This window comes from Chryseobacterium sp. FW101-FHT12H09 (genome assembly GCF_058790395.1).
Genome location: NZ_JBYTCP010000003.1, coordinates 720,661 through 735,497, shown reverse-complemented (window position 1 = coordinate 735,497; position 14,837 = coordinate 720,661). Strand labels below are relative to the sequence as shown.

General features: G+C 32.7%; 6 protein-coding genes. 3 read left to right on the top strand and 3 right to left on the bottom strand.

Annotated elements, in window-relative coordinates; translation table 11 throughout:
• Positions 1-32: 32 nt before the first annotated feature.
• The 3 genes from metI to AC3WRL_RS14025 are packed head-to-tail and all read right to left on the bottom strand — an operon-like array spanning position 33 to position 2,733.
• Positions 33-689, bottom strand: coding sequence for a methionine ABC transporter permease MetI (metI, locus tag AC3WRL_RS14035; protein ID WP_214831665.1), 657 nt, complete (start codon positions 687-689; stop codon positions 33-35).
• Entirely contained in the window at positions 682-1,710 is a 1,029-nt protein-coding gene (locus tag AC3WRL_RS14030; RefSeq protein ID WP_492330559.1) for a methionine ABC transporter ATP-binding protein, read from the bottom strand. The genes metI and AC3WRL_RS14030 overlap by 8 nt, the downstream gene beginning before the upstream one ends.
• A 21-nt stretch (positions 1,711-1,731) precedes the next feature.
• Positions 1,732-2,733, bottom strand: a complete 1,002-nt coding sequence (locus AC3WRL_RS14025; RefSeq protein WP_492330558.1) for an EamA family transporter — start codon at positions 2,731-2,733, stop codon at positions 1,732-1,734.
• 906 nt (positions 2,734-3,639) lie between these two features.
• On the opposite strand from AC3WRL_RS14025, the gene AC3WRL_RS14020 reads away from it, so the two are divergent.
• The 3 genes from AC3WRL_RS14020 to AC3WRL_RS14010 are packed head-to-tail and all read left to right on the top strand — an operon-like array spanning position 3,640 to position 14,836.
• Entirely contained in the window at positions 3,640-6,936 is a 3,297-nt protein-coding gene (locus AC3WRL_RS14020) for a hypothetical protein (protein ID WP_214831662.1), read from the top strand.
• Positions 6,937-6,942: 6 nt separating this feature from the next.
• Complete coding sequence (locus tag AC3WRL_RS14015; RefSeq protein WP_492330557.1) at positions 6,943-7,986, top strand: hypothetical protein; 1,044 nt, start codon at positions 6,943-6,945, stop codon at positions 7,984-7,986.
• A 10-nt stretch (positions 7,987-7,996) separates the two neighbouring features.
• The gene (locus tag AC3WRL_RS14010; RefSeq protein WP_492330556.1) at positions 7,997-14,836 is read left to right on the top strand and encodes a hypothetical protein; all 6,840 of its coding nucleotides are present in this window, start codon (positions 7,997-7,999) and stop codon (positions 14,834-14,836) included.
• The last annotated feature ends 1 nt before the right edge of the window (position 14,837 follow it).

Genomic DNA, 14,837 nt, shown 5'->3' with positions numbered 1-14,837 from the left:
TGTTTATCCTCAAACCCTCCAACCCATTCAACTTATCGGTGATCAAACTTCTTTGCCAGCCGGTCGCCAGAAAACTGAATGATAAAAACCAGAGCGACTAAAAGTCCCAATACCAGATTCATGATCACAGCGTCATAACCGATATATCCGTACTGATAACCGATTTGCCCCAATCCACCAGCGCCAACAGCACCACCCATTGCAGAATAACCGACAAGTGTGATCAAAGTAATTGTTGCATTGTTGACCAGTGAAGGAAGTGCTTCAGGAAGCAAAACTTTTATGATGATCTGAAGTGGAGTAGCACCTAAAGCTCTTGCCGTTTCAATCAATCCGTTTGGAATTTCCAGAAGACTGTTTTCAACCAGTCTTGCAATAAATGGGGCTGCACCAATACTCAACGGAACCAAAGCAGCGTTAACACCGATTGAAGTTCCAACCAAAGCCCTGGTGAAAGGAATCATCCATACAATTAAAATGATGAATGGAATAGAACGGAAGATATTAACCAAAATAGATAAAATCCTGTTATAAATTATATTCTCCAGAAGCTGCCCTTTTCTTGTTAGAAATAAGAGAATACCTACAGGAAGGCCTAAAACGAAACCAAAAAAACCGGAAACAAATGTCATATAAACTGTTTCCCAAATTCCCTTTGATAAAAGAGAAATTACCGTATCACTAAGCATAACCTTTTACTGTATTTTGAATTTTATTTTGATTTAAATAATAGATCGCCTTTTGGTTTTCTTCTGATTCTCCCTGTAATTGCAATAGCAATTTTCCAAAGTTGGAATCCCCTAAATATTCTACATCGGCTTTCAGCAGTTTGTAAGGGATTTTATATTCATCATATATTTTTGAAAGCAGCTTTTCAACCGTAATGTGCTCATTGAGTTCTATTTCCACAAGCGGAAACAGACCGTCTTTTGGCTCTTTTTGTAGCTTTTTATTAAGCTCTTGAGGTATTGTCATGATGCCTGGGTTTATAAATTGTTTAATAATTGGATGTTCTTTATCCGAAATAATTTCCTGTAAGGTTCCTTTGGTAAGGAGCTTTCCTTTATCAATAACAGCGACATGATTACAGATCGCCTTGATCACATCCATTTCGTGCGTGATCAATAAAATGGTAATCCCTAAGCGCTGATTGATGTCACGTAATAATTGTAAGATCGATTGTGTGGTAGCAGGATCCAATGCACTCGTTGCTTCATCACAAAGCAGGAGGTAAGGATCATTGGCTAATGCTCTTGCAATCGCTACTCTTTGCTTTTGCCCTCCTGAAAGGCTTTTTGGGTAGTCATTGGCTTTATCTTCCAGTCCTACAATTTTCAAAAGTTCATTGACTTTTCTTTGGATTTCTGATCTGTTGATGTGATCCAGTTCCAATGGCAGTGCTACATTTTCAAAAACTGTTCTTGAAGAAAGCAGGTTAAAATGCTGAAAGATCATCCCGATTTTTTTACGCTCATGAGCCAGTTGTTTAGGCTTTAGCTGGGTAAAATCTTTACCGTTGATGATGATCTTTCCCTGATCAGGTCTTTCCAACAAATTCACGGTTCGTATTAAAGTACTTTTTCCAGCTCCTGAGAATCCAATGATCCCGACAATATCGCCTGGTTCAATGTTCAGGCTGACATCATCCAGAGCCTTAAAAGACTGTTTCTTTTGATGAAAGGTTTTTGAAATGTTTTTGATTTCTATCATTATAGTTTAATTACTTAAAATTTATATGGGTTGGTAGGGTCTGTTGTTTTTCTTAACAAATCTCACTGCCCTTCTGATCTTTACTTTTGATCGTTTTGAGAGTTTAAAATATTTGGTAATATTGGTAAGAAGAACACCCGTTAATATAATGGATAAACCAAATAACTGATTCCCGTTGATCGTTTGATTAGCAATGATCCAGCCCGCAAATACAGTCACAATAGGATTGATGTAGGTATGGGTACTTACCAACGCTGCCGGTTTTACAGATAATAGCCAGATATAGGAAAGGTAAGCGATAATAGATCCGAAGAAAATAAGGAATAATACCCCTAGCCATGCAGGTAATGGAACCGACGTTATAGAAAAGTTATTCCATTCATTTCTAAAATAGGCAATAATGAAAGAAGCAATCCCTGCAATGATCAGCTGCTGAGCAATATTCATCAATGTAGAATGGCTGGAAGGATTTTTCTTTGAATATAAAGAACCTAAAACCCAGGCCACTGAACTTAATGCCAACACAATAAATGCAGTAATGCGAACGGAACCATTTATAGCAAGATGGGTATTGGAGTTGACACTTCCTTTCAAGAATAAAATCAGTCCTATAAAACCTATGATCAATCCAATAGGAATGAATTTATCTGAGAAATAGTATTTCCAGTTTTTTTTATCAATGGCAATAAACCAAAATGGTCCGGTAGCGATGGTAATGGCAGCTTCAGAAGCGGTGATATACTGTTCACCCCAGGCAACAAGACCTGTTCCTCCGGTTAGAATAAGAATTCCTGTAATACCGTTTTTACGCCAGTTAATTAATGAATTGGCTTTTTCTCCTTTAATCAGCAGATAACCCAACATCAGGATTCCAGCGACTAAAAATCTAAAACCTGATAAGATAAAAGGTGGAAATCCTTTTAATCCAAAAGAAATAGCTAAAAAAGTAATCCCCCAGATTACATAAATATTGGTAAACGCTATTGGGATTAACCAATTATTTTTAGAGCTAGTCGTACTCATTGTATATTTTTTTTATGTTGTTCATGTAAATAAAAAAGGCCTTACAACGTGGTAAGGCCTTATAAAATATGTCATAATAATAGTAAGGTTAACCACAGTAATATCGGAATATAGGCATACAGCATTGCATCATCATATTATTGATCATCTGTTTATTCGCTGAGTCTGTATGTTTAAATTCCGGTTTCATTTTTTTATTTCCTGAATACGAGTGCAAATATAAAACATATATTTCTATTAGTCCATTAAAAAAGTAGACTTTTTATGAAATTAATTTTTTTTGATGATTATTTGATTGATTATTAGTGTGTTATTTACTCTGTTGCACTTGCTATTCTTCCAATTCTTCTAAAACTCCCTGAGAATACTTTCAAATACTTAAATAAAATTTTAATACGTCGAGTTTTGTCGCTTTGCAGGGATAGTTTTGCTTTAGAATTAAGGGAATAAAAACAGAGAAGAAGGGTAGTAGCGCTACTATAAATTCATCGAGTTCATCAGATAATTAAATTTTATGATTTTGAAAATAACACGTCAGGTTTTGTCGTTGAGCAGGGATACTTTTGTTCCAGATAACGAAATAAGTGATATAAAGAGGTAAGTCTGTTTTTAAAATGCAATGAAATTCAATTATCATTTAATGGATTAATAATAAATCCTTTTTCTCTTTGTTTTTATTCACTTTTCTATGAAGTAAATTAATATATTTAACAATCAGAACACTAAATCAATTATGAATCAATTTAATAACCAATCAATTCTTATAGAATATAATGTAGTTTACACTTCTTACAAGAATTTAAAATACTAATCGAAATATGTTAATACGAAAACAAAGATTGATAAATTTCATGATTAGAAATTTATTGATTTTAAGCTATTTTTTAATTTTTAAAGTTTATAACAATGTCAATAAATGCAAAATCACCTGATTCTTATTTTTTTACTAGTTCATCTTTTATAAATAATAAAGCATTTGGATCAATAAACCAAAATGAGTTCCAGATAACAACAGGTGTTGCTGGAAATTTACCAGCTTATGCAGTAGCCGATGGTTTTTTATTTTTTGCTAAATATGGAGAAACCATTGATAAAGTAAATATCATATTAAAACCTAAAAAGGACATAGGTGTGGGACTCAAAATTAAATATTTTGTTTATAGGGGCATTAACGCAAGTGATCTTTTCAAAGATGTTAATGGAAGTAGGCAGCTAAATGATCCAACTATTCTAAGCTTCTTAACTAATGTTTGGGATTCTTACACTGAATTTAATGGAACAAATGAAAACTTAACTGTTGATAAAATAGGATATCTAAATGTTTCAACAGATCCAGCTTCTGAAATTATAAAAAAATTCTTTATTAAAGACGGGTATAATTTATTAGAAGTAAAAGGAGGAACACATATTGGAAATTTTATTAATGGTTTTGGTGGATTTGAAATAGTTCTTGATGAAGGAGAGTTCTCCCAAACAAAATCGGATACAGGATTAGATTTTAATTTAGATTTCGCAACAGCTACTTCGTGTATTTTAAAAGCTGACCAGGATCACCCTTCTAATCCAAATAATCCAGAGATTAAAATTTTTGGAGGAAAAAAAAATAATAATATTAATTCTAAAATATTTAAAGAAAATATTTATAAGTTCATTGATCCTGCATCATTTTATGGTTTACACATAACCAATGAAAAAGATGGAATTGTAAACTTAAAAAATGGAAATATAAGTACTCCTTATAAAATTCCATCTGATATATATAACAATTTTGTTTCAAAGTTTATTAATAAGAATAAAATATATATTTATATAAAAAGTGATAGAAATAGGTCATATAAATTTTATAAACCCGACACAGAAAAGAATATCTATAGATCAAATAACATTAATAATTCTACTAGTTGGGGAAATGAGCTTTTCAAAAATGAACATAACTGGCCTCTAATAGTAAAAACAAGTGATGTTGGAATTTATGGATTATATTTTTCAGGAGGATTACCTTCGCATATCTCTAGCAACATCTTATTACAAGAGATAAAACCTAATACCCTTCTTCAATATGAACCAAGATCAGGTTATTTGTTACAAAGTCCACAATATTTTAAATTCTTATTTAACGATTATGTAATAGATAATAACGTATCCCAACTTATTTATATAGATTTTTTTGAAAAATCAGGCAATGTTCTCAACGATTTTTTTGGTCCTATAAACCTTGAAACGATTTTTGAAGATGCTGACTTTACTCCAAGTAATAAAATAAGCTGGATTAGCCATTTAAGACCTATTATTATTGAAAAAGGAATTGACTTAGGTGTTTATAATATGAAAGGAATAATTGATAAAACAGATCCTTCAAATTTAAAACAGTTAAGAACCTATATGTTACTTCCAAAGGCGTCCAACATACCAGCTGATTCTTTTTATGAATTAAAATATCCACCATATCTAAGTGCCGGTTATTATAATACTGCAATTGAAAAGAAAACTTCAAAAGACTTTTGTAAGAATGTAATGGGAGTTGAGGATGGAGAAATTTGGAGAGGCGAATTTAATGATGGTAGTGAAAAAATTAAGTCATTAGTGTTTCGTAGTGATGCTAATATTTTTACATTAGATTATTTTATTTTAGGTATTACTCAAAAAAATTATGCTGATTTAATATCTAGAGTTTTTCCAACAGGCTCAAATCTCTATAATACAAATTTGTTTATTGATTTTGGGGCTAATGAGTCAGTGGATCCCAAAAGTTTTGGAAAATATGAGATACAAATAAAATATGATGATGAACAAGGAAATGTTGTCCTAACTACGACTCCTTCACCTGATAAGAAAATTTATTTGTATACAATCGATGAAATGTTCTTTTTTACTAAAGACTATACTGATAGTTTTGAATATTATGATGAATTTGCTAATACTACGGTAGATTTTAGGCCTGAAAATAATTGGATGAGATTATATACTTATACAGGCTCAAATGCTTTAGATACAAGATATTCAGATAAAAATGTTTTATACGGGTTCGATTGGCTAAGGAAGGGTGATAGTCAAATCACGCCAGATCCAGATCCAATATATGAAATTTATGATAAGAGTTTATTTTCATTGATAGGAGAAGGTGACTCTAGTGATCCTAATAGTTCTTCTGGTTTTTTATTAAAACCACATTTATATATAAAAGCAAAAGGATTATATAAAATTATTCCAACAAATTGGAAATTGGCTGCGATAACAGCTGCAGATTATGATAAAGATTATGCACCAAGTTGGCTAAGCATTCCTAATATAACTGGTGTAAATGTAATTACTAAATTTAAAATTAATTTAAAAGTAAGTTGTTTTAAGAAACCAACTGCTTTAAGATTATATTTTGATATAGGATATTTTAAAATGTTAAAAATTGATAATGGATCAGTTGTACCAATAGTAAAAAGCGATGAAAAAGGGCGAAAATATATTTCGATCAATTCTGCTAATGTTAATAGCTTTAAATGGCTTACTCTTGAAATTGAAAATATTAAACCATTAGAAAAAACTTCAATTATTACGGCTGAAGCAGATGGTTTATTAGCTGGTAAATTGTATATATTGCCAAACGATTCTAAGCTAACACAAAAACAAAAAACTGTTTTTATAAATGTTAAAACAGATGCAGGAATACGCAATCTTCACCCTTTTGATGATGAGAATTTAGGAATATTTAGTAGTCATGCAAATATAAAGATTGAAAAATATACTGATTCTTTAAATGTTTCAATAACGGACTATCTTTATTCGGATAAAACCGTAAATACGGAAGATAAGATAAATGGAAAAACTATTTTTGAATATCTGAGTGATTTTAAAACACAATATCATGGATATGTTAAAATATTTTTAATGATTGATCCATGTAGGGGGGATACAGTTCTATCAAGAATTGGAGGTTCTACTATTGAAGAAAAGAAAATAGCATTAATTTTCGATCCAATACTAGATAATACTAGAACAGCGATTGCACATGAATTTTTTCATGCAATTGGTGTGGAACACACATTTACTGGTTATGAAATTGATAAAAAAGCTTTAATATCTTTAAAACAAACTCTTACTAATAATTTAATGGATTATCATAATGATGAATTTATGTTAAACCAATTTATACAAGGTACATTTTTTTGGCAGTGGATTATTGCCAGACGTAACACATTAAAAAATTAAAAATATATGAAGTCTTATGTAATAGTATGTTCTTTTTTGTCGCAAATATTTTTTTGTCAGACATCCAATAATGAAAGCTGTAATGAAAAAATAGAGAGTTATTATAGTTCTTACGATAAAAAAATTGGTCTTTCAATTGAACCTAACAAAATTAATATAAAAGATACAGTTGCTTTTTTTAATAATAAATATAATGGTTTAGTAGGACAATTTGATGAAAAAAATAAATTATTTATTGTACATGAAAATGCTCGTGTGTTTCCTAAAGATAATTCTTGTGTAAAGATCATATTTCCAACATGGACGATTGAGAATTCTTTTGATAAAAAGGGGAATCTTAGAAAAAAACAATTAGTTTATAAATATTCAACTTATAATATAGACCAGCTAATTTTTCCTCTTCAAAGAAATAAAAAGCCATTAAAAATTGAAAACATAGGAGATAACTTATTCAAATTAAAGTTTGAAGATTTTATTAATATTCTTGATAAGAATAATATTAATAAAAATACAATTAAAAACTTTATAGAGAAAGCGGTTTCTATATATAAATATGTAACTCCTTACGGTAATTATTGGGAGTTTTATATAAAAGAAAAAGATCACCACTTGTTAGTTTTGGTTTCTGATGAAACAGGTGAAATTGTTTCTAAATCATTTGACTCTGATCCTAATTTTCCTTCTAAGTGGGGAGAATATTTGGATAAACGAAAGGAAATTTTTCAAATTGATAGTACGTACAATCTTCAAGAAAAAGATATCCAAAATATAATAAAGAATTATTTAAAAATTGAAGATTCTACAAATCTTATTTTTATAAAAAGTGATGGATTAAATTCTGGAGAAAGTTATCAACAATATGTAGGAAAAACATGGCTAATAAGATCTCATTATAATAACAATAGGATAAAGCCAATATTAATGCTTTTGGACGATCATACAGGAAAAATACTAATAGATATTAATAACTATCCTCGAAGTATAGATGGTGAAGAACAGTTTATAAAAGACTTCAATGAATTAATACTAAGGAGACTAAAGACTAATTAAAAAAATAATTATGCCAATACCAACATCACAACCATATTATCCTCAATTATCCAGCCTAATTACTCTAGACAGTATACCAAGTGAATTAGGCTTTGTGAAAAATCTTTCACAAAATATTTTTAAAAGTGTATACTATAAAGATTATCAAACAAGTTCTAGCTTACTAGGAGATAGTGCATTTCATAGTTTAAATATAGTTTCAAAAGAAAGAATTCAGTTTGATTTGATATATGGCCTTAAATTTATACTTAATAGAGATTTTCAGAATAATAACATTTCTTCTTTTCCGGTAACAGTACAATATAACTGGCCTATTTTAGCTTATATTTCGCAATTTAATTTGGATAACTTTTCGTTTTCACCTAAGGAAATTTTTAAAGTAGCCATGAAAAGTCTTAACCTTACAGATGAAAAGGTTATTAACGAGGCAATTAATATTTTTATTAATTCAAATGGCAACTCAATTCAGCAGTTTGTAAACGATATTAATTCTTCATTAGGGTTATCAATACCATCTCCAACATTGTCTTATAATATGCTTAAAGATCTTGCGGACTCTTTAAACTCTTTATATGAAGAGGGGGCGATGATTGCTGTGTTTAGTACATACATATTGGAAAATGGAAACTTATCTCAAACAAAATCTAATTTACAAAGATTTTTTAAAAATATTCTTCCAGGAGATATAGAAGAATATATTTTAAATCTTATAAAGCCGAAGGCACTAATTACACTTGAAACATCTGCCTCAATTGAATTTCCAAGGAATATTTTAAAACCTTGGATAACCAATTCAAATGGTGAGTTAATGCCAGATCCCAACCAAAATGCAAAAACATATTTCGATTTTGCTAAAGCGGTATTGTATGCAGACACTATTTCTGGAGTAGGATATGATTTAGATATTGCAGGAACATTAAGTAATCCTTATTCTGAAATTGGGAATACAGGTTTATTAGTTCAGCTTGAGAGCTTAAAATTGGATCTAAGTAAAACAAAAAATATCCCTGAAGCTGACGCATATGGATATTCTCCAGATTTTACAGGAGTTTACGCAAGGGCTATTTCAATAACATTACCACCAAAGTGGTTCTATGATGAAAGTAACCCCCCAACTACTTCAACCACAACACTAAGGTTGGGAGGATATGATTTACTAGTAGGAACAGGTGGAGTTTCAGGAACGATTATGTTAGAATCTGTTCCGGTGGCTAGTCAGGGAACAAGCTTTGAGTACTATAATGATAAGTTTGTATTTAATTATCCAATCCTTGTATATGATAAGAATACACAAGGAGAAATTGTTAAAGTTGTCATCGATGATTACCAAAAGCTTAAGGATGTTTTAGGAGATATGAATGCTTCTTCAGATGCACCATTCCCTTTCCACTTTCCATTATCTTTAACGCCACTAGGACAAACTGATCCTTTATTTTTTGATAAGGCAGAGAACTACCAAAATTACCTGTCTACTTTGAGAGGAAACAGTGATATGCTTTGGAAAAGACTTGGAGGGGAAAACGGATTCCAAGTAGGTTTCAAATCATTTGATGTTACATTAAACCAGAACTCAATTGTGTCTTCCAATATAAAGGGTGGTTTAAGAATTCCTAAATTCAAATACCCTGATGATGTACCTGTTTTCGGAGGTCAGGAAGTACAAATTGAAGTTGACGGACATATTGAAGCAGACGGAGATTTTCGTCTATCAGCCTCTACTGTACCTCCTTTTCCTATACAGCTAGGGAATGTATTTAAGTTGCATTTAAGCTCAGTTGAACTGGGGAAAGAGGATGGCAAGTTTTTTATTGGAGCATCCGCAGATGTAGAGTTTTTAGGAACATTCGGAGAGTTGCTAAAAGGTCAGACTTTAAGTATTTCTACCTTACGAATTTATAGCGATGGTAGTATTGATTTCAGAGTGAATGGAGGGAATATGACGCTTCCAAAACCGATTAAAATTCCAATTGGTCCTGTAGAGGTTTCCGTAACAGCAATTCACTTTGGCTCTCATGAAAGAGTGAAAAATGGAGTAACCCGTAAATACAACTACTTCGGTTTCGATGGTGGAGTAAGTATTGGAGTTGCAGGAATTGATGCCCGTGGAGACGGAATTAAGTACTACTATACAATTGATGATGATGTGACTCAAAATAAACTGCATGATTCATATCTTCATATCCAAACGATCCACGTGGATATGGTGATTCCGGCTAATTCTAGTGATCCGACGGTTTCAATCAAAGGTTGGTTGTCTATTCCTGAGCCTGGGGAATTCCAGGAATATCAGGGGGGAGTGAGCCTTAAGGTGAAAAACCCCCGAATTACAGGTGGAGTAGATATGCGTTTAGCGCCGAAATATCCTGCATTTCTGATCGATGCCAATATTGAGCTTCCGAACCCGATTGCGTTAGGACCTGTATCCATCTATGGTTTCCGTGGTTTGCTTGGTTACCGTTATGTTGCAGAAAAGAAAGCAATCAATATGACTTCTGAGAATACCTGGTATGAATATTACACGGCTCCAGCTAGGGGAGTTGGGGTTAAAAAATTCAGTCGCCCGGATCAGACAGAACAATATAGCTTTCCATTCTCTTTAGGAGTAGGAGCATTGCTTGGAGATACGATGGCTAATGGAAATATTATTTCTGCTAACGCCATGTTATTATTATCACTTCCATCCATGGTTATGGTGGATGCGAGAATGAAACTTCTTTCCAGTAGGGTGACTTACCAGGACGATCCACCATTCTTTGCTTTCTTTATTTTTGGAGACAATTCATTGGAGTTCGGATTCGGAGCGGATTATAAATTCCCTGAAGAATCAGGTGATATCATCAAATTGTACGCAGAAATTCAGGCTGGTTTCTTCTTTAATAATCCTTCAGCCTGGTACATTAATTTCGGAACAAAACAAAATCCGATTCAGGCGAAACTATTGAAAGATCTATTTACTCTGAAGGCATTCTTAATGATTTCCGGAAAAGGAATTGAAGCGGGAGCTAGAGGAGAATTCAGATTCGACAGAAAATTCGGTCCGGTTAAGATCTTTGTACTTGCTTACCTTGAACTTGGAGGAAAGATCAGTTTCCAAAAACCTCAGATGGGTGCTTATTTCGAAGCAGGATTAGCGATTGATATTGATGTGAAGATCATCCGTATTTATGCAGCGGTTACAATCCTTCTCGCCGTAGAATCACCGAAGCCATTCTTAATTTATGGTGCATTTAGTGTTGCATTTAAATTAAAGATCCTGTTCTTTAAAATCAGTTTCAGTGTTAAAGTTGAGCTTAAATGGGAATTCAATAAAACAGTGGAAAGAGATCCTGTGAATCCATTTACAGAAATTCAGGATCAGACGGATAGTCTTGTAAAAGGAGTGAGTATGTTGACGAATGAGACATTTGATCTACAACAGGTAAGTCCGGATACAATACCAGCCTTTAATTCGATTAAAAATGTAGTGCCTTTGGATACCTATATTGATATCAAAACAACAAAAGGATTACGTCCAAACACTGTTACAAACAGTATTATCGGGGGCTATACCAGTGCTGCAGGTAATTCAGTAGATCTTATTCCACCTGATAAAGTAATGAAAGGTCTGGAACTAAGACAGGTAAAGCATCAGTATTCATTGGAGAAAATTGAAATCTTAGGTAACGATGGAACTTCAGGCTGGGTACCTTATGATCCTTTTAAAGCGATGGAACCAAATAATCCAGAGTTAAATAACCTGAAAGTAGGACAGTGGCAGAAAAAAGATAATCAATATAATGCAATCAGATTATTGGGAATGACTCCATTCTCTTATACTGAACAGGGAAATCCCGGATGGTTTATTCCGGAACAATATGGAGTTTTGGCTTCTACATTATTCTGTGAAGGACAACATATTGAAAGCTCAGTTTCTGATTTCTTAGAAAAGCCGTTGAATACGCTTTATTATGCTTCAACGTCTAATTTCTTCCAAAGTGAAGGAGCTTCTTATCAAATATCGGGTGATGTTCAATATACAGTAGATTCAAATGGAAATCCTGTAATGCAGGGAGATCATGCTCAGGTTTCTGATGAAATAAACCTATATGGTTTTAACCAATCATTACTGTTTAAGAACCATTCTTCGCTTACGATTATGTTGCCAAATCCGTCGAAAGAGGTTTCATTGAAATTAAGTACCTACAGTACAGGGGTAACGGTAGCTTATTACAGTCCGCTTGTTGATCTTACGAATACACAGTCCGTAGTACAATATGATGTACAGGATAAATATTATTCTAAGGATGAACTTCAAAATCCGATTTCTCCTGATAACATACCTACGAATGGTATTACAAAAATTGTTATTACTCCTGATGTGACAGACAATGCACAGATTGATCTTGTTTTGCAACAGATGGCGGTATTAATGGATCAGGGATATCAGATTGCCTTGGATAATGGTGGAATAGTAGATCCAGTGCTACCAAGTGATCCTGCATTATATGCTGAACTTGAATATCAACTGGCTCAATTACAATCACAAGGATGTGAAGGAACAAGAAAAGAGAAGTACGAAATTGTTTGTAAGATATATCCTGAACTGGTAAAATATTACAACAATAATTTCATCTTGCCTTTTGATAGGAAAAACCCTTCTCCTGGAGTTAAAGAGTATAACTATGTTCGAATGATCAATGAAAATATAGAATCAGGAACATATGATTATATTTTAGATATTTTGCAATCATCTGGTATTCCATCAGATCTACTGATCATAAACGTAGAACAATACAATAAGTACTTATTGGATTTAAAAGAATATATCAATGGTAATCCGGATAATAATCCTGAGATCATAGCTCGTTTTGAAATTTTAAAGACCAAATTAAAACAGATCAATAATCTGTTACAAAGGATGAATCTTTGTGTAGATCAGAAGTTATGCAATTTAGCTACTAATCTTTCTGCTCAGGAATTTGGTGAATTTAGCGCTGATCCTGTAGTGAGCAATTCTCCATTGTTGAATGCGTACTATATATTTATCAAAGAAAATCCGGGATACGAGTATCTTAATGAGATTTTAAGAAGACAGATCGTAACGATTGAGACTATTATTAAAGGGGGTTGGAATGATTACTCTTTCTTTAAAACATTATTTGATAATGCTTGTAGAGAGATTATTTCAATTTTAAAAGATCTAGGAAATTGTGTTGATCAGAAGAAATGCTTTACCTTGTTTCATGAGATTAAATGGATGTCTGTAGAAGATTATGCTTATAATGTAGATATTCCTACTCAGGACGCTATTACTCTGGATGCTCAGGCTGCAGTTACTGCCCTTACAAAATCAGTTCAGCCGATCTGGAGACCTGATACGTCTTACTATGTAAGGTTTAAGCTAAAAGATACTGTTGATAATGGATTGAATGCTAAAGAATACAGTTATGCTTATACATTCCGTACGGGTGGACCTCTGGGATTCTTCCATTTAGATAAAGATGCTACTTATGGTGAAATTAAACTTAAAGATCAGAATGGTGCTGATGTTATTTTAGAAGATACTACCGGGGAAATCCGTGATACCAATGGAACTGTTATAGATCATCAGACTCCGCATCCTGATCAATATCCTCACACCTCATTAAGAGCTTATATTGACTATCAACGTTCTTATCCAAATGCAGACGGAAATATAGTTAGCGCAAAACCGCTGTTCTATGATGATGAAACGACAAAAATATCCTTATACTTTACATCAAGTTATGTTTCTAAACTATTAGACGGATGGGAGAAATATGGGGATATGGAAAAGTTAGGTGGTGCTATGAAAATCATTATCAAAGATCCTGTAGAAGGAATTTCGATCATAAATCCGCCGATTTTAGATGCTACTTATCAGGATATTGTCACTTCACCGGTTGATATTCCTCAAACGTTTGAAGAATGGGCAAATGATGATAACCCAGCAATTCCTCCTGTGATGAATCAGTATTTTAATTTGCTAAACAGTGGAGTTAACTGTACAGGAATTATAACAATGGTTAAGCCAAAATCTACCTACCGAATTGCAACTCCTAAGAAATTAAAGCCTCAAAAACTTTATACAGCTCAGGTTCTGAATTTCTATTGGGGAACCGACACAATTGATCTTGCTAATATAACAGAACAAATTAAGCAGGATTATGCTAAAGAAGTTCACAAGTTTGTTTTCCAGACTTCTCGATATAAGGATTTTGAAGCGCAGGTAAGCAGTTATCTTATTGATTATAAGGATGAAAATGGGCTTGATAAAAAGAAACCAGCTGTTTACAGTATTGAAAAATCTTTGACTGCAGATAAGATTAATGCTGCCTGGGATATCATTAATACCGATCCGAAAAATGTATGTACGAATCCTTTAAGTCAGGCAATTGCAATGCAATATCAACATCCGTTTGACAGGATTGTTCAGGGATTGTTTGGGGTTACTCCACAGGAAGATGCTCCTACTACTGAATTTAATAAAATTATTGATCCGGCAACAGGAAAAGTTATTGCCATTCTTGTGAGAAATCCAGAGCCGTTCAATCATCCTAAGATTCCAATTGAAAATATTAATAGGGTAAAAGGATCAACAGTAGATCTTAATGATCCGAAAAACCAAGGAATGATTGAAGTCGTAAAACCGAATAGTTCAGGAAAACTTCTTCCAGATAGTAATTACAGTATGATCTATTCAAAAGATTACGCCCAGGCTCTTATCATGAATACAGGGAAATCTATTGTAGAAAATGAAATGAATTTCCAATTCATTTATAAAGTTTGGAACGGGGATAAATATGACATTTCCAAAACAATTGTTGCTAAAAATATTAAAATAAACGAATAAA